Origin of the sequence: Halalkalibacter krulwichiae (genome assembly GCF_002109385.1) — a bacterium.
In the GTDB taxonomy this organism is placed as follows: domain Bacteria; phylum Bacillota; class Bacilli; order Bacillales; family Bacillaceae_D; genus Halalkalibacter; species Halalkalibacter krulwichiae.
In genome coordinates, this window is record NZ_CP020814.1 from 2,484,016 (window position 1) to 2,499,930 (window position 15,915).

General features: G+C 36.0%; 19 protein-coding genes. 3 read left to right on the plus strand and 16 right to left on the minus strand.

Annotation, left to right across the window (positions count from 1 at the left end; all coding sequences use genetic code 11):
* Window positions 1-353: 353 nt before the first annotated feature.
* From BkAM31D_RS12550 to BkAM31D_RS12565, 4 genes are all read right to left on the minus strand, one after another.
* Entirely contained in the window at window positions 354-1,259 is a 906-nt protein-coding gene (locus tag BkAM31D_RS12550; RefSeq protein WP_066149711.1) for a chemotaxis protein, read from the minus strand.
* A gap of 164 nt (window positions 1,260-1,423) precedes the next feature.
* The gene (locus BkAM31D_RS12555) at window positions 1,424-2,161 is read right to left on the minus strand and encodes a SurA N-terminal domain-containing protein (protein WP_235820288.1); all 738 of its coding nucleotides are present in this window, start codon (window positions 2,159-2,161) and stop codon (window positions 1,424-1,426) included.
* A gap of 321 nt (window positions 2,162-2,482) precedes the next feature.
* Window positions 2,483-2,767, minus strand: a complete 285-nt coding sequence (locus BkAM31D_RS24960) for an iron-sulfur cluster biosynthesis family protein (RefSeq protein WP_084371961.1) — start codon at window positions 2,765-2,767, stop codon at window positions 2,483-2,485.
* A gap of 52 nt (window positions 2,768-2,819) precedes the next feature.
* On the minus strand, window positions 2,820-3,752 hold the full coding sequence (locus BkAM31D_RS12565) for a dipeptidase (protein WP_066149718.1): 933 nt from the start codon (window positions 3,750-3,752) through the stop codon (window positions 2,820-2,822).
* 97 nt (window positions 3,753-3,849) lie between these two features.
* On the opposite strand from BkAM31D_RS12565, the gene BkAM31D_RS12570 reads away from it, so the two are divergent.
* Together BkAM31D_RS12570 and BkAM31D_RS12575 are read left to right on the plus strand one after the other, a co-directional pair.
* Entirely contained in the window at window positions 3,850-4,284 is a 435-nt protein-coding gene (locus tag BkAM31D_RS12570; protein WP_066149721.1) for an Hsp20/alpha crystallin family protein, read from the plus strand.
* Between the two features lie 14 nt (window positions 4,285-4,298).
* Entirely contained in the window at window positions 4,299-4,640 is a 342-nt protein-coding gene (locus BkAM31D_RS12575) for a YppG family protein (RefSeq protein WP_066149725.1), read from the plus strand.
* Here the strand turns inward: BkAM31D_RS12575 and BkAM31D_RS12580 are convergent, their stop codons facing one another.
* The 3 genes from BkAM31D_RS12580 to metA all read right to left on the minus strand — a co-directional run bounded on the left by BkAM31D_RS12580 (window position 4,641) and on the right by metA (window position 7,476).
* Complete coding sequence (locus tag BkAM31D_RS12580) at window positions 4,641-4,844, minus strand: hypothetical protein (protein ID WP_066149728.1); 204 nt, start codon at window positions 4,842-4,844, stop codon at window positions 4,641-4,643.
* A gap of 294 nt (window positions 4,845-5,138) precedes the next feature.
* On the minus strand, window positions 5,139-6,356 hold the full coding sequence (locus tag BkAM31D_RS12585; protein ID WP_066149731.1) for an EAL domain-containing protein: 1,218 nt from the start codon (window positions 6,354-6,356) through the stop codon (window positions 5,139-5,141).
* Window positions 6,357-6,552: 196 nt separating this feature from the next.
* Window positions 6,553-7,476 carry a homoserine O-acetyltransferase MetA gene (gene metA, locus BkAM31D_RS12590; protein WP_066149734.1) on the minus strand — a complete coding sequence of 308 codons (924 nt, stop codon included), beginning with the start codon at window positions 7,474-7,476 and terminating at the stop codon, window positions 6,553-6,555.
* Between the two features lie 173 nt (window positions 7,477-7,649).
* Here metA and BkAM31D_RS12595 point away from each other — a divergent pair, with 173 nt between their 5' ends.
* Complete coding sequence (locus BkAM31D_RS12595) at window positions 7,650-8,312, plus strand: reverse transcriptase-like protein (RefSeq protein ID WP_306807388.1); 663 nt, start codon at window positions 7,650-7,652, stop codon at window positions 8,310-8,312.
* A 91-nt stretch (window positions 8,313-8,403) separates the two neighbouring features.
* Here the strand turns inward: BkAM31D_RS12595 and BkAM31D_RS12600 are convergent, their stop codons facing one another.
* The 9 genes from BkAM31D_RS12600 to BkAM31D_RS12640 form a co-directional block, all read right to left on the minus strand.
* Window positions 8,404-8,895 carry a YajQ family cyclic di-GMP-binding protein gene (locus tag BkAM31D_RS12600; protein ID WP_066149740.1) on the minus strand — a complete coding sequence of 164 codons (492 nt, stop codon included), beginning with the start codon at window positions 8,893-8,895 and terminating at the stop codon, window positions 8,404-8,406.
* A 121-nt stretch (window positions 8,896-9,016) separates the two neighbouring features.
* Window positions 9,017-9,877 (minus strand): PHP domain-containing protein, encoded by an 861-nt coding sequence (locus BkAM31D_RS12605; RefSeq protein WP_066149743.1) that lies wholly within the window; start codon window positions 9,875-9,877, stop codon window positions 9,017-9,019.
* A 15-nt stretch (window positions 9,878-9,892) separates the two neighbouring features.
* A complete protein-coding gene (locus BkAM31D_RS12610) occupies window positions 9,893-10,372 on the minus strand; it encodes a DUF4352 domain-containing protein (RefSeq protein ID WP_066149746.1) in 480 nt (159 codons plus the stop codon).
* 100 nt (window positions 10,373-10,472) lie between these two features.
* A complete protein-coding gene (nadE, locus tag BkAM31D_RS12615; protein WP_066149749.1) occupies window positions 10,473-11,306 on the minus strand; it encodes an NAD(+) synthase in 834 nt (277 codons plus the stop codon).
* A gap of 44 nt (window positions 11,307-11,350) precedes the next feature.
* Window positions 11,351-11,665: a hypothetical protein gene (locus BkAM31D_RS12620; RefSeq protein ID WP_066149752.1), complete on the minus strand. Its 315-nt coding sequence runs from the start codon at window positions 11,663-11,665 to the stop codon at window positions 11,351-11,353.
* 136 nt (window positions 11,666-11,801) lie between these two features.
* Entirely contained in the window at window positions 11,802-12,038 is a 237-nt protein-coding gene (gene tlp, locus BkAM31D_RS12625; protein ID WP_066149755.1) for a small acid-soluble spore protein Tlp, read from the minus strand.
* Between the two features lie 79 nt (window positions 12,039-12,117).
* Window positions 12,118-12,534 carry an acyl-CoA thioesterase gene (locus BkAM31D_RS12630; RefSeq protein ID WP_066149758.1) on the minus strand — a complete coding sequence of 139 codons (417 nt, stop codon included), beginning with the start codon at window positions 12,532-12,534 and terminating at the stop codon, window positions 12,118-12,120.
* A gap of 11 nt (window positions 12,535-12,545) precedes the next feature.
* On the minus strand, window positions 12,546-14,888 hold the full coding sequence (locus BkAM31D_RS12635; protein ID WP_066149761.1) for an AAA family ATPase: 2,343 nt from the start codon (window positions 14,886-14,888) through the stop codon (window positions 12,546-12,548).
* 46 nt (window positions 14,889-14,934) lie between these two features.
* A complete protein-coding gene (locus BkAM31D_RS12640; RefSeq protein WP_066149764.1) occupies window positions 14,935-15,864 on the minus strand; it encodes a DMT family transporter in 930 nt (309 codons plus the stop codon).
* Between the last annotated feature and the right edge of the window lie 51 nt (window positions 15,865-15,915).

The following is a 15,915-nucleotide window of genomic DNA, read 5'->3' on the forward strand; positions in this document are numbered from 1 at the left end:
AAGCATTTGTCTATGTAGAAGAAGGTTTCTCGTTAATAGAGAGCCTATTTAATTACGAATTAAGAAAGCGACGTTCAATATCATAACTTCACTCTCCACCATTGCCCCAAAAAAGTTTCTCTCTGTCAACTTTTTTATATCAACGCATACCATATAAAAAAGAGAGGAGTACACAACATGAGTATCGAAAAAAAGACAATCTATTACGCTCAATTGTTTAAAAAGATGGGAATTCTTACAGAAGAACAGAAGAAAGAATTGGTAAAAGCATTAAATGAGAAGTAGGAAAAGCCTGACCTAATGCATAAAAGACCACCCATCGATCTATAAATATTAGGTCAGGCTTAAGGATACTACAGCAGATAACGATCAATCATTTCTATCAATTTCACAATTTCAGGCTTACTAATTTGAACATCCGCACCTACCTTTTCACCTTTATGATATAGATCACTTGTAATTAGAGATGAAAAGATAAAAACAGGTATATGATTTAGCAATTGATTTTCTTTTATTTTCAACGTTAAATGATGTCCGTCCATTTGAGGCATTTCGATATCAGAGATAATTAAGTCGACATATTGTTTTACATCTTTCCCCTCTTGTACAAGTTCATTTAAAAAGGTCCAGGCAGCTTTCCCGTTTTCAAAGAATTGTAAGTTGTTATAGCCAGCTTCTGATAATGTATCTTTTAGTAATTTACGTAAAGTTATTGAATCTTCAGCAATTAATAAACGTTTATCGGAACGTTCACGTGTACCAAGTGACTTTACTTGTTCAACGGACAAGCCAGATTCAGGATGAATATCAACAACAATTTTCTCAAAGTCCAAGAGCAGGGCCAAGGTGTCATCAAGCTTAACAATTCCTATTGTTTCCCCAGCCTCGCCTTGAGATAGCTCAGATGGCTTCTCGATCTGTTCCCACGAAATACGATGAATACGGGATACACTATGTACATGAAAGGCTACTTTTATTTGATTTAATTCAGCAATAATAAACTTGTCCTGTTCTGGATACATAGACTTAGGTAAATTAAGAACTTTTGCTAAATCAACGACTGGAATTACTTCCTGACGCAGACGTATAATACCTTCGACATTTTTGTGAGTGTTAGGTGTAGCTGTAACAGCTATTGGATTAATAATTTCCCTTACTTTCAAAACGTTTATACCAAACGTACTCTGACCAACTGTAAACATGACAATTTCAAGTTCGTTCGTACCACTATCTAATAGGATGTTGTTTTGTTCCAACATATTTACCTCCGAAGAATTGATTACCCTTAACTATTACGAATTACCTATAATTTTATATTTAGCTGTTTAAATCAGCAAGTAGGTTTTTAGGCATAAAATTGACAGAATAAAGGCTACTGATAAAAGCATTAAAGCCTTTATCAGTAGCCTTTATTGAAAATTGATTAAATATGAATAGTAATCTCACTATCTTCACGGAGGTTCTCTAATAACTCAACCGTTTGCTCTTGCTCTCTGTCTCTTACTAAATTGTATTCTAGTTCATCTTTATAATCTTCAAAATCTGGTACTTCTGTTTCTTCATCGACCATAGCTACCCTCTCATCATAAGCAGATTGTAACTCCTCTTCAGATGGTGAAGTTACATTAATGTTGGTCTCAATATATTTATCTCGTTTAATGAAATCAATGACATCAGCTCTAAGCTCTTCCATCGTCACACCTTGCTCGTCCAACAACTCTTGAAGCTGTTCTTCTGTTTCCATTCCCATTTGACCGATAAGTTGCTCAATTTCTTTATCAATTTCTTCATCCGTTACTTGGATATCTTCTTCATTTGCTGCTTGAATAATGAGTCTTTCATTAATAATTTGTTGAATCAAGCTATCTTCAACCATCTGTAAATAACTAGCTCCCTCTTCGCTTTCTAAGTCAAATCCCTGCATCGCAAGCTGAGATGCTTGTTGCTCGAGGTTTGCAACATAAATGTCTTTATTTATATCTTCACCGTTTACTGTTGCAATCACATCCGGAATATTTTCTGTATCAAGGATTGCTTCAATATCTTGCTCTGTTGCCACTCCTTCTTCGGGTGCAACAGTCTCTTCTGTTTGATCTGAATCATCTCCACCACAAGCAGCTAGTCCAAAAGCTAGTGCAATTATACTGACAACCTTTGTCATTTTCTTCAATCTTCTCAATCCCCTTTCTTATCTCTAAAACCTGTAGCTATTGTATCACAAACAAAATTGGATTTCAGGTTGGACTATGTCTTAAAGCCTATGGATTTAATAGAAATGACTTAATTATGAAAACTTGTGGAAGTGCCTTCTCTTTCAAATGCTTGCTACAAAAGAACCTTAGACAACTAGTAACTCAAGATATCAAAAACTTTGTAATTATCTCGTTTGACAAAGTCTAGTCAACGAATATTTAGCGTTTATAAAGAAATAGGATGACAGAAAGATTTTTTAACCTTACCGTCATCCTATCTTCTTATAACCTTAGCAACAATCTTGGCCACCGCCACGCATTACTAGCCCTGCTTGACCATTTTCTTCTTCATAGTCTAAAGTTAGATTTTCTACATGGGGAACTACATCTTTTTCTATCGCTACCTTAATGCCATTAATAACTTCTTGTTGATCCGATTCTGCCGGCTCATCCAGAGCTAGCCCTAGTTTCGGACCACCTCAACCCATACCGGCAAATACTACACGAACTGTTTTAAGTCCGTGTTCATTCATCGTCTCTTCAAGAAATGTCTTGGCGCGATCTGTAATGTTCATATCATCACCTCATTTCTTACTCACCCTATTATAACGAATTCTTCCAAAAATATCATTTAAGTCGCTCAATTAATTTTTTGAAATTGCCTTTCAAAAACTGATTTAATTGAGTAGATGAATAATACTTAGCTAATTCATTTACAAGGTGCTCATACTCCCCACTATGAGATAAATAGGGAATCTTGTCTGTAATTCCATCAAAATCTGAACCAAAGCCAATGATATCTTGAGCTCCTAGTGAGCAAAGATGATCGATATGACTCAACACATCTGATATACTAGCATGTTCTTCTTTAACAAAACTAGGACAAAATACAACTCCTATATAGCCTTGTTTCTTTATTAATGCCATGATTTGATCATCATTAAGGTTTCTAGGATGATCACATAGCGATCTAGCATTAGAATGAGAAGCGATTGGAAATCTAGCTAGCTCCATTACATCCCAAAAGCCTTTGATGCTAAGATGGGATACATCGGTAAGTACACGATTTTTATTATTCAAGCGCACGAGCTCTTTACCTAGTAGTGTAAGACCAGCTCCTCGTGGTTCTCCTACTCCATCTGCACATAGGTTTGCTTGATTCCAGGTTAACCCCACTGATATCACACCTAATTGATGCAGAATTTCAAGTTTTGTAAGGTCATCTCCTATTGCATCTACCCCTTCTAGCGTCAGTACTGCTCCTATTTCATCTTCTTTTAATTGCTCCAATTCGGACCATTGTTTAATATGATGTATTTTCGTACTTGCTCCCAGAACCTTCTTATGAAAAAGTTCGATTTGTTCTAAAACTACTTGGAATTTTTGATCCTGTTTAATAAATGGTTCTACGAAAATAGCGAATAACTGAACTTTCACATTACCAGTTTTAAGCCTATTTAGATTCGTGTCTAATTCAGGTGATTCAAAATTACGACTAGGATCTTCCCAAAGCTTCAATAATGCATCACAATGCGTATCGATAATCCCTAGGTTCATCATCGTTTCCTCCTTTGAAAATGAGTATTAGACCTTGCACACTTACTCTCTATCTTCATACATATATACTAATTAATGAATGACAAAGAGGTGACACTGTATGTCTGATCAACAACCTTGGTCAAAAAAACTTCCTCAAGGATATCAAGACATATTAAAAACAATAGACAGTTTTTTTCAGCAAACATATGAAAACATTCAAGATAACCCTTTGTTCCAGACACCCATTCCAGTCCACGTGTTTGAAGACAAAGATAATTACATTATTGAAGCTGAATTACCAGGAGTTGAAAAAAGACAAATAAGTTTAGATATTTATAGGCAAGCCATACGAATTCAAGTAACTGAGGATGAACGGACTGAGATTATAGATGAGAAAACAGGGATGCTTGAACGAAGAGGAAGAACTCAAATTAGGCAACGTGTCATCCCAGTTCCCTTTAATATACAGGAACAAGATGTCAAAGCCTTATACAAAAATGGCTTACTGCGCATTACAATTCCAAACAAGCGCAAAAGAATTCCTATCGAGTAAGGAGGCAAATAACAATGTTTCAACCAAATTATCAAAGACCTATGAACCCACACTATCCACACCCTCAAAGCTCTTTTCAACAACGACATTACGTAAATCAGCGCCCTACACAAATGCAAAGGTTCCTACCACAACAGCAGCAGAAACCTTTGCAAACACCTAACAGGCACATGGGCCCACAGCAATTCCAAGGCTATAAGCCAAGTAAAGCTTCTTTTCTAAAAGCTGCCTTCACAAATGAAAATGGCACCTTTGATATGAATAAAACAGTTAATACTGTTGATCAAGTGATGAAAGCAGTCAACCAAGTATCACCAATCGTTAAACAAGTTAGTAGTTTCTTTACGAAGAAATAATTAGACTCGCTTCATCTGTAACGCATATGCTAAAGTTTGATTTGCGTTAAGTAGCTTAAGCCCTTGGGATGGTACAAAATCGATCTTTATAAACTGACCAACTTCATCACTAGCTTTTTGATCATAAATAAATAATACACTTTCCACTTCGACACGTGCATCTGTTTCCCTCGGCTCATCCAGAGCGAGGTCGTACTCAATCATCGTACTTCATTCAAACGTATCAATCGCTCGAATGCGAATGGCCTTTTCCATAAGGTCTAATTGATTTAAATACTCAAGGCCGCGATCTGTCACTATTACTTCCATTGTAACCCTACCTTTCTTTCAATCTCTCGTATTCTAGTAATGCGAGAGATTGTTTCATATTCTATTTTCTTTTTTTCTAAAGTCCATACTTTATTCCAAGAGAACACTTGCCTCAAGTGTAATGCTTCCCGACCTTTTTCGTAAATGTAAATTGGCCTAGTTAAAGTTGGAACTCCAATTTTAACAGACCTATAACAGTCCTTCTTGTTCAAAAAGATATTCATATGGAATGTCAAGAAATAAATATAATTGATCCGAAATCGGATAGGAATAAGTCCGAATACGCTCATCCCGTTCAATATCTGTATATAGGTCAGACAAGAAGCCTCTTTTTTCAATATTCATACGTACAATATTCTCAAGAAAATACGGACGCCAACTCCAGTTTTTCATTCTGCCTTCTTTTTTAAGCTTCCAGTGACTTCCATGTTCTTTTTCAATATTTGAGGATTGTTGGAACCCCTCAGCATCGCATATGTAGATACGGAAAGCAAAACGGTCCATTTCATTAGCTATTTTTTGAATCATTTCATCATACGGGTCTTCTGGCTGTATTTGTTTCATTGACTGTTTAATGGAAGTACTAAGTTCATTTGAAAGAGCGAATTGAGCTTCCATTTTTTTTCGTTCATATACGATAAAATGGTGAAATAGTTTTTGCATTTTTTCTTTGCAACAATTCACGTCAACAAAGTTCGGATGTGGGGCATGCAAATAGAAACCTTGATAATAACGGCCACCATTTCTCCAAGAATAATTTAGTTGATTGAAATTAGATACAGATTCAAATAATAATGTCGCTCCTAATTTACGAGAAAGCATCGAGAGCGGTTGATGTACCTCAGCATAGAGATGAGGTAGCTCCTCATCTTCCATAAATGTTAAATCGACTTTTATAATATTCGGTTTTAACTTTGCAATTAAATCTAAATTATTGCCATTATGACGAACTCCATCAATAGCTAATTTAATACCCAAGCTTTGAATGTAGTAAAATAAATGTTTATGCCCATCTATTTCCTCCATCAAATCGTCTTCTTTAAATTCTAGTACAATTTGTTGGTTATCGAGTCCGAGTTTGTTATAAGCTTCAAGTCGCTGTATAAATGTTTCTCCATTATCTTTTACAAAAAGAGTCGCATCGTAGTTGAAAAATAAAATAGCTGTCTGATCTGTTCCAAGATACATATCAAGGGCAAGCTTTTGTACATGATCATCCATTTCCAAGCGATACTCATCCGGAATGCTATTATCTTGGAAGAACGAACCTAGACTCTGAACGCCATCGGCTGTCTGAATTCGCGCTAGTACTTCATATCCAACGACAAGTTGTTTATCTGCACTAAATATTGGCTGAAAGTATGGAATGACTTTATCTTTATTCATAAGTACATCTAAGGGGTCCATTTTCCCACCTCCTACTGACAAAGACATTGCTTGTTCACAATAGCAATCAAACGTTTAACGCATCTATTATATCATAGCTTTCAATGATTGGTGAGAAACAAGGTTCGGTTGGCATTCTTAACTCTTTTTATCTTTACGTTTACAGCCACTAATAAAAATCGATTGAGTTATGAAAATGAACTCAATCGACATGTCTTTAACGCTTTACGTAATTGCCAAGGTCATATGGCGTTTCTTGATAAACATAATAGTTTAACCAATTTGTAAACAGTAAGTTCGAATGGGCTCTCCATCTTAATCTTGGAGGCAATTTATCATTATCTTGTGGAAAATAATTATGTGGCAGATCAATTTTTAAACCTTTCTCAAGGTCTCGTTCATATTCTTCTTGAAGAGTAGTTACATCATATTCTGAATGACCCGTCACAAAAATTTGTTTGCCATTTTTCGAAGCGACGATATAAACACCAGCCTCGTCAGAAACACTTAAAACTTCAAGATCATTCACTTGTTCAATGTCCTCTCTTCGAACATCTGTGTGACGAGAATGCGGCGCTAAAAATTCATCGTCAAAGCCTCTAAGCAACTTAACGTTTTGTTTTTCAACCGTATGATCAAAAACACCGAAAAGCTTCTGATCCAATCTGTACTTATTTATACCATAATGATGGTACAGTCCGGCTTGCGCTCCCCAACAAATATGCAATGTCGATGTTACATTATCAACACTCCAATTCATTATCTCTCTTAGTTCCTCCCAATAAGTTACTGCTTCAAATTCCAACTTCTCAATTGGAGCACCAGTTATGATCATTCCGTCAAACTTTTGATTCTTCACTTCGTCAAACGTTTTATAAAAGGCATGTAAGTGCTCATGCGATGTATTTTTTGATACATGAGTATTAGGGTACAACAACGACACTTCTACTTGTAGAGGACTATTACCAAGCAAGCGGAGAAGCTGTGTTTCCGTTATCTCTTTAATTGGCATCAAGTTTAAAATGACAATCTTTAATGGTCTAATATCTTGTGAATAAGCACGACTTTCATCCATGACAAAGATATTTTCTTCATTTAGAATTTCTTTAGCTGGTAAGTGATCTGGAATTTTTATAGGCATTTTTCAAAACTCCTTTTACGAGGTTCAAACTATTTTTGTATGTAAAAAGTTTGATCTAATCATACTAATTTATGATACGATCAGATTACACTAAAAAAAACATAACATTTCGATAATTTAACTTATCATGAAACAAGAATTTCTGCAATTATTTTGCCATAAAAAGGATGTTGATGATGAAAATCAGATTAGAGTGGCAGTACCAAGTTCTAAAAACGAAGCAGTCTTTTTCTATGAAATCGGATTGGATGCCAGTCGTGCATGCACTCATGCTTAGTGATGACCTAGAAAGAACTGGACGTTTAAAATCAATTGATTACTTTGACGATCGGGATACTAGATGGACTAAAAAAGAATTAGTAAAATTTTTGAAGCAATTTGAAACAGAGCCTCATGATGTGAAAGCATATATTGACGGCGGTTTTGATAGAATAACTAAAGCTGCGGGCGTTGGTATTGCGATCTACTACAATCAAAATCATAAAAACTGGCGTTTACGGTTCAATGACACTTTAGAATTATTAGAAGATAATAATGAAGCAGAATATGCAGCCTTATATCTATTACTCCGCCAACTTGAAGAGCTTGGCGTGCACCATCAAACTATATCCGTTTATTCCGATTCTATGGTTGTCGTTAATCAAGCTTCAGGTGAATGGCCATGCTATGAAGAACATTATGTAAATTGGTTAGAAAAAATTGAACAACTCGCAACGAAGTTAGGCTTAAACATTCAGTACGAATTAATTGAGCGAAACTTAAATAAAGAAGCAGACCAATTGGCTACACAAGCGCTAGAAGGAACCATGATTGAAAGCACAATCGAAAAACAATAATTTTCATCAACTACAATGCAAGTAGAAAACCCTGCTAGAGATTAATGAACTCATAGCAGGGTTGGATTAGCTTTTCAATAAAGGTTAACCATTAACGATAGTTAATGAATTGAACATCGATTGACAAATCTGCTCCTCTGATTGCAGCAATAATCTTTTGTAATTCATCACGACTTTTTCCCGTTACTCGAATTTGATCATCTTGAATTTGACTTTTGACTTTTACACCACTATTTTTAATAATCGTATTAATCTTTTTTGCTTGCTCCTTGTCAATTCCTTGAATTAACTTTGCACGTTGACGGACAGTACCACCAGAAGCCCCTTCAATCTTACCGTAATCTAAGTTTTTTATCGAAACATCACGCTTTATTAACTTACTAATTAAAACATCTTTTAATTGATCTAACTTATATTCATCATCTGAGATTAATACAAGCTCTTCATTATCTAATGAAATGCTGCTTTTACTTCCTTTAAAATCATAACGATTTGTAATTTCTTTCGTAGCCATCGTAACAGCATTTGTAACTTCAGCCATGTCAATTTTTGATACAATATCAAAAGAACTGTCTTTTGCCATCATGAATCCCCCTGGTTATTATTTCCTTAATTATAAGGAAATCAGAAAAGTTCTTCAACTAAACAACTTCCCTGATTTTCCGGTAATTATTTTTATAAACTATTTCACAACAATATTATCCTTAACCAAGATTGTCCAGCTTAAACAAACGTTCAGCCAAATGATTAGAAAGTCTACTCATTCCTAATGGTTCGCGCACGCGGCCATATTCCTCATGGTGAAAATCAGATCCGCCGGTTCGATAAAGCTTTAATCCTAGTTTTAAATCAATGTCATTCGCAAGTTGTTCATAACGCTTGACGGCTTTCTCATCATGATCACGGTGATATACTTCGATACCATCAAGACCCCAATCCCGTACCCAGTCGATAAGGTCCTCATCTACTCCATAATAATCAGGATGAGCAACAATCGCGATTCCATTTGTCCTATGGATCCAATCAATCGCTTCTTTAACAGTCATTTCTTTGTCCTTCTCTACATAGCCTGGCTTTCCCTCCGCTAAATAGTATTCGAAAGCTTCTGCAACATCTTTTACATACCCCGCTTCAATTAAAGCTTTTGCAACATGTGGGCGTCCGATGCTACCACCATCTGTGTGTTTGAGGACTTGTTCCGGAGTGATCATTATATCGACTCGAGCTAATTTATCGACGATTTGATCCAAACGCTTTCTTCTTAACTGCTTCTGTTCTGATAACATTGATTGTAACTCTTCATTCTTGTAATTAAATTGGTAGCCTAATATATGTACACTCTTCCCTTTATACTTTGTTGAGAATTCAATCCCTGGTATAACTTGAAGACCTAATTCTTTCCCTTTACTAATAGCTTCATCAATTCCATCTACACTATCATGGTCCGTTAAAGATACGATTTCAAGGTTCACTTTTTTGCACTTTACCATTAATTCAGACGGCTTATAACCACCGTCTGAAGCTGTTGAGTGCATATGAAGATCACTGTTTTGACTGGTCATCATTCTATTTCTCATCCCTTATTTTTCTACTGATACTTCCCATATAACTTGTCCTGTACGTAAATGATCTGTGTAAACTAATTCAAATTGTTCACCATTTGGAACAACAAATGCTAACTCTCCCCTTGTTGACCTTCCTGGATGCAACTGTCCGCCAATTATACCTTTCGTCTCAATTGATGTGTCAATGCTATGAGCAAACCCTTCCTCATCAACTAACGTTATGTTATAGGAGGAAAACTCATGTACCGTTTCTTTAACATTATTAAAAGTTAAATCAACAATGACAAATTGGTGCTCAGGATCTTCTTCAACTGATTCAACTCGAGCTTCATTCAGACTAATTTCTAATCCATTTATTTCACGTAACTCCCCTTCAGTTTCAGGAGTATTTTTAGCTTCTGATGTTTCCGTATCAAAATAAGTAATGACACTATAACCAGCTAGAACAGCTAAACATGAAATTAATCCAAAAAGAAGAACTACTTTCCCTTTCATCACTTTCTCTCCTTACCCATTCATTCAATATGTGTCTTCGTACTATAACAGACACTCGAACTAAAAATATGATGAGAAGAGCACAATTATGACAACTACTTTATTCCTTCCACCATGAATCAAACATAGTTACAGGTGTTTGACGCTTATGCTCAGTTAGCACATAGCGCTTTTCAATTTTTTCTGCTATCTCACTTGCAACCTCTTTTCCTTCCAAGTAATCATCAAGTTGATCATAGGTCATTCCAAGAGCCACTTCATCTGGTAAGCCAGGCTTATCATCCTCTAAATCAGCGGTTGGAGCTTTTTTAAACAAGTGCTCAGGAGCACCTAATTCAATTAATAATGATTGACCTTGTCTTTTCGTCAATCCAAATAAAGGGGTTAAATCACACGCCCCATCTCCGTGCTTTGTAAAAAATCCTGTAATGGCCTCTGCAGCATGATCTGTTCCAATAACAAGACAACCATAATGCGCAGCTAAGTCATATTGTACCTTCATACGCTCACGAGCTTTTGTATTTCCTTTATTAAAATCTGAAAGCAACTCCCCACCAGTCGCCTTGCTGAACGCTTCAACAGAAGCATCAACGGCTTCTTTTATGTTAACGGTTATGGCTTTCGTTGGTTCAATAAAGCGAATCGCATCTTGAGCATCCTCTTCATCCTGCTGTGTACCGTAAGGAAGTCTAACAGCATAAAAGGAATACAGTTCCTCTTTCTGATCACTATTTAATTCGTTAATTGCTATTTGTGCTAATTTCCCCGCTAACGTTGAATCCTGCCCACCAGATATTCCTAGAACATAGCCATTAGCACCAGTATGTAATAAGTAATCTTTTAAAAAAGAAACACGTTTTCTAATCTCTACCTTAGGGTCAATTGAAGGTATTGCTTTTAAATCAGAGATGATCTTCGCTTGGTTTATTGACATAATATTCCCTCCTATCAATACAATACATTTATTATAACAAGTTCTTATTCATTGGTCGAAGGATTGCCTAAATTTAAAAGTTGCTCTAATTTCCCTTCTTTTTTTAAGATGTCTTTCTGTCTTTCCCCTAATAAATCAAAATGAGGATACCCCTCTCTCTTATGAATCCACTCGGGTTTGAGTCCATATTGTTTGCCCCACTTTATAAGTTTATCAAGGTCAGAGCTAGCAACTTTGGTTACCGTTGTGCATCCTGGAAATCGGTCATCCAGCCAAAAGTGTGTTAGAAAGGCTATCTCTCCTTGCTCTGCATGTTGCTTCCATTGTTTAAGGATAGCCTTATTGATCCCAAATGCCATTTAAATCACCCAATAAAATCATTTGTTAAATTATAGCACAGGTTAAGTCCCCATTACATTTAACAGCATTTCATATAAAAAAGAGGTTGTCATCGATATGACAACCTTGAAGAATGACTCCTAAAAATTTAAATAATTATTTATCATCTTGATATCCATTTTTTCGTGCTTGCATCTCGTCAGCTATTTCAGCTTCAAACCCACGAATGCTTTCTATTCGACGTTGATTCTTTTCTTTAATTGATTGCTTTTGTTCCTCTTTCATCTCCGTATGAGCAAGAGATTCTTCAGCTGCTTCGATGTTATGTTCCGTGTTCTCTTTCATTTGTTGCAATTTCTCTACATTATCATTTCGATTATCTGGTTTTGCCATGATCGGTTACCCCTTTTCAAATTAGATTGCTTTCGCAAGCTTAGTATGGATAACCGGAACATGCTTATACACATTATCATTATTTTTTTATTTCTTCATATTTTTGAAACCATTCAGGAAATGCCTTCTTAAATGCAGTTGGCTTAAACGATTCTTTTTTCACAATAATATGAGTTGTTGAGCCTTCCGCACAAACCTCATTATTGCCATTAACAATTTCATAACCATAAATAGTTTTGATTCCATCGTTTAACTCGACCCAAGTTCTAACAAATGCTTTATCTCCATAACGGATTGGCTTTTTATATGTGGCTTGCACATCATATACTGGTGCATAATATCCCGCTTTTTCCATTTCGATGTAACTATATCCTACATCTTCAATAAAACCGCCTCTACCAAGCTCAAAATACTTTAGATAATTGGCATGATAAATGACCCCCATCATATCCGTATCTGCATATAAAATTTGAATCTCTCTTTCAGAAATAAACATTATTTCCTCTCCTATCCTTCAATATCAGTAAGCGATAATTGGTCAATATCTACCTTTTCAATCTCTGCCAATTGTTTATCGTTCAACTCATGTTCTATTGTGACTAATCGCAATGATTGAATTTGCGCCAATTGATCAAAAATATCTGCTGCAAAGCGACCATTTGCTGGATGTCCTTTTTCAGGAAACACTTTTGTTAAATGCTCTTTCGCTCCATCTGCAAAATAATAACCGTGCTGTGCAGCTCTCTTTTCAATGATTCCAAGTAATTCTTTTTTTGTATAATCAGGAAAAGCAATATGCTTTTTAAAACGTGAAACGAGGCCAGGGTTGCTATTTAATAATTGATTCATTTCGTTGGCGTAACCAGCTAAAATGACCACAAGATTTTCTTCGTGTTCAGTCATTTCCTGTACTAACGTATTAATCACTTCTTTTCCAAAGTCACTTTCTCCTCTGGAAAATAACGAATATGCCTCATCAATAAATAATACACCGCCAAGAGCGTCTTTTATCTTTTCCTTTGTTTTTTCTGCAGTTTGTCCAACATATCCTGCTACTAAATCTGCTCGGCTGGCAACGATTAGATGGCCTCTTTTTAACAGTCCAATTTCTTTCAAAGACTTAGCAAATAGCTTTGCAACTGTTGTTTTACCGGTACCCGGGTTACCAGTAAATACAGAATGGACTTGAAGCGGGAGTGCTTGCAATCCTTTGTCACGTCTTAACTGCTGGATTTGCACAAAAGATGTTAATTGTTGTATTTCTTTTTTCACTTGTTCAAGGCCAATTAATTTATGAAGATCTTCAATCGCATGTTCTTCTTTCCTGCTCGTTGTTAATTCTTTAAAATCTTCTGCTTGCAATAAAACAAAATCTTCTAATTTGTTTTGATCAAGTACTACATTTGCCCCTTTTTCAAATATGGCATCTAAGATAATATTTTTTGCTGTTCTAGCATTGCCAAAGGAATCATCTACTTGCGTAAGCTCTAATCTTTTTTTGAATTCTTTCTTTGCCATTGAGGTTAATAAGAAATCATTCTCAATAGCTACCAATTCACCAATCTCAAGTAACTCATCAAGCGTATAATTATGAATCTCAATGTGATTAAAATCTGGAAAGCGGCTTCTTAGTCCAGGATTAGCACGTAGAAACTTTCTCATTTCTGCGGGATAACCCGCTAAGAAGACTGCAAAATGACCCTCATGTTGTTCATTAGTCATAGCGGAAACAAGTGTATCAATCGCAACCTGCCCATAATCATTGCCACTAGCTCCCTCTCTTCGTAAGCTATAAGCTTCATCGATAAACAATACGCCGCCCTTTGCTCTTTCAATTGCTTTCATTGTATTTTCCTCTGTCTGACCAACAAACGCTCCAACAAGTTGGGAACGATCAACTTCATATACTTCATCACGCTCTAATAACCCGAGCTCGTAATAAATTTTGGCGATTAAGCGAGCTAAATGAGTCTTGCCTGTACCTGGATTCCCTTGGAGTATCATATGTAAATTGATTCCATCCTTTGTATGAAATCCTTGTTTCATTCGCTCTTTTTGATAATGAAGAAACTGATAGAGCTTTTTAATCCGATCCTTTACATCTTCAAGACCGATCATATATTGAAGTTCATCTAAAGCATTTTTTTCCTGTTTTGTTTTAGTGAACTCAGTTAATTCTTCATTCCAATTACATAATAATTGCTCAATCTCTCTTGTAGCCTTTGTAATTTCTCCAAATTGTGAAGCTGAGTAATAGACTCCTGTTAAAGAATTAGCATAATCCCTTGCCGATGTTAAAATCGTTTGGAATGGTCCTTGCAATTGCTGCATAAGCCTTGTTGTTTCCTTAATCTTTGTCTCTTTCGCTGAATGGTGTGCATAAGCGATTGATGGTTGTATTTGTGCCAAAAATCGTTCGTGTTCTTTTGAAAATTGAAAGAAACACTCTGCAATCTTTTCATACTCTCTCGCTGTTTTCTTTTTGGCCGAACCATGATCTGTTTCTCGTATCTGCGGAAATTTATTAGGTATAGGGATCTGCTTAAGGAATTCAATAAATTGATCAACCTTTAATTCATGGGCTAATATATTTTCGTTATCTTCACGAATGGCCTCTTTTGTCCAACGCTCGATTAAATGATCTATTTTCCCAATCCTATTTAAACGTGCTTCTGCTAATTTCGAAAGAAGTACCGATTTGAAATGTTTACGTTTCTTTTCTTCAAATTGGCTCTGTTCCAGTAGTTCGAGAAGTTCCCATGCTTTTCCTTCATGAAAGCGTTCCTTACCTAGATAAACTTGTTCGATCCATGATCGTATCATCTCATCTGTCCAGTTTTCCTGCAGCATGCTTTTCTTCCTTTCTACTAAATCATGTTCCTTATCTTACCATGATTTATCCAGTGTTTACATGTTCGTGTTGTGGTTTCTTTTCACGCTTAATTGAAGTACCGACATATACTCCCGTCACCACCAAAGTTGCTCCAATTACCGTTGTAACGGTTAATTCCTCTCCCAAGAAAATAGCCGCCATCATAACAGCAGAAACAGGCATTACATTGATAAAGATCGCTGCCTTGCTAGCACCAATCTGTTGTATTCCATAATAGTACAAGATAAACCCGATAACCGTTACAAACAGACTCATATAAGCAATCGCGAACCATGAAGCAGGTGTGCTTGTTGCCATGTGCGTCCAAGGTTTTTCGAATAAAGAAAACGGCAATAAAAATATGGTTCCAAATGCAACAGCATAAGTTGTTGAAACAATGGAACTAAATTTCCGTAACACAATTCTTCCTAACACACTATAAACGGCCCATGTGATAACTGCAAACAATAGGATTAAATCAATCCACTCGAATTCAAACAAAAGGATTACTGACATCTTTCCTTCTGTAATTACAATAATGACCCCTAAAAAAGCAAGAAATAACCCAGCGACATTCCTTTTTGTTATGACCTCTTTTAAGAAAAGACCAGATAACAGCATAATAAGCATCGGATTCGTTCCTATAAACAAAGAGCTCTTAATGACCGGTGCGTATTTACTCGCTAAGAAAAAACAAATATTATAAATCGCAATACCTGTCAGCCCTAAAAGAGCAAATAATAACCAATCCTTTCTCGTTATCTTAGGGATGTTCTTCTCAACTAACCACATAATCGGAAACAAGAAAAGGGCCGCCCCCAAAAAACGTAAAAAAGCAATTGTTGCAGGCTCGAAACTCTCAATTGCCACCTTTCCTGCTATAAAGCCACTCCCCCATGTACTTGTTGCAAAAATTAATAATGCATAAATTAGCCAACGTTTCTTTTTTGTCATGCAATCCTCCATTATTTCCAAAACCGAAAGATTTCTCAACTGTAAAGGAGT

What these genes read in the sequence shown, in the direction of transcription:
- BkAM31D_RS12550 (WP_066149711.1), bottom strand. Translation starts at nt 1,259, where the DNA reads ATGTTGGAACAAAACAACATCCTATTAGATAGTGGTACGAACGAACTT.
- BkAM31D_RS12555 (WP_235820288.1), bottom strand. Translation starts at nt 2,161, where the DNA reads ATGACAAAGGTTGTCAGTATAATTGCACTAGCTTTTGGACTAGCTGCT.
- BkAM31D_RS12565 (WP_066149718.1), bottom strand. Translation starts at nt 3,752, where the DNA reads ATGATGAACCTAGGGATTATCGATACGCATTGTGATGCATTATTGAAG.
- BkAM31D_RS12570 (WP_066149721.1), top strand. Translation starts at nt 3,850, where the DNA reads ATGTCTGATCAACAACCTTGGTCAAAAAAACTTCCTCAAGGATATCAA.
- BkAM31D_RS12575 (WP_066149725.1), top strand. Translation starts at nt 4,299, where the DNA reads ATGTTTCAACCAAATTATCAAAGACCTATGAACCCACACTATCCACAC.
- BkAM31D_RS12580 (WP_066149728.1), bottom strand. Translation starts at nt 4,844, where the DNA reads ATGATTGAGTACGACCTCGCTCTGGATGAGCCGAGGGAAACAGATGCA.
- BkAM31D_RS12585 (WP_066149731.1), bottom strand. Translation starts at nt 6,356, where the DNA reads ATGGACCCCTTAGATGTACTTATGAATAAAGATAAAGTCATTCCATAC.
- metA (WP_066149734.1), bottom strand. Translation starts at nt 7,476, where the DNA reads ATGCCTATAAAAATTCCAGATCACTTACCAGCTAAAGAAATTCTAAAT.
- BkAM31D_RS12595 (WP_306807388.1), top strand. Translation starts at nt 7,650, where the DNA reads ATGATGAAAATCAGATTAGAGTGGCAGTACCAAGTTCTAAAAACGAAG.
- BkAM31D_RS12600 (WP_066149740.1), bottom strand. Translation starts at nt 8,895, where the DNA reads ATGGCAAAAGACAGTTCTTTTGATATTGTATCAAAAATTGACATGGCT.
- BkAM31D_RS12605 (WP_066149743.1), bottom strand. Translation starts at nt 9,877, where the DNA reads ATGATGACCAGTCAAAACAGTGATCTTCATATGCACTCAACAGCTTCA.
- BkAM31D_RS12610 (WP_066149746.1), bottom strand. Translation starts at nt 10,372, where the DNA reads ATGAAAGGGAAAGTAGTTCTTCTTTTTGGATTAATTTCATGTTTAGCT.
- nadE (WP_066149749.1), bottom strand. Translation starts at nt 11,306, where the DNA reads ATGTCAATAAACCAAGCGAAGATCATCTCTGATTTAAAAGCAATACCT.
- BkAM31D_RS12620 (WP_066149752.1), bottom strand. Translation starts at nt 11,665, where the DNA reads ATGGCATTTGGGATCAATAAGGCTATCCTTAAACAATGGAAGCAACAT.
- tlp (WP_066149755.1), bottom strand. Translation starts at nt 12,038, where the DNA reads ATGGCAAAACCAGATAATCGAAATGATAATGTAGAGAAATTGCAACAA.
- BkAM31D_RS12630 (WP_066149758.1), bottom strand. Translation starts at nt 12,534, where the DNA reads ATGTTTATTTCTGAAAGAGAGATTCAAATTTTATATGCAGATACGGAT.
- BkAM31D_RS12635 (WP_066149761.1), bottom strand. Translation starts at nt 14,888, where the DNA reads ATGCTGCAGGAAAACTGGACAGATGAGATGATACGATCATGGATCGAA.
- BkAM31D_RS12640 (WP_066149764.1), bottom strand. Translation starts at nt 15,864, where the DNA reads ATGACAAAAAAGAAACGTTGGCTAATTTATGCATTATTAATTTTTGCA.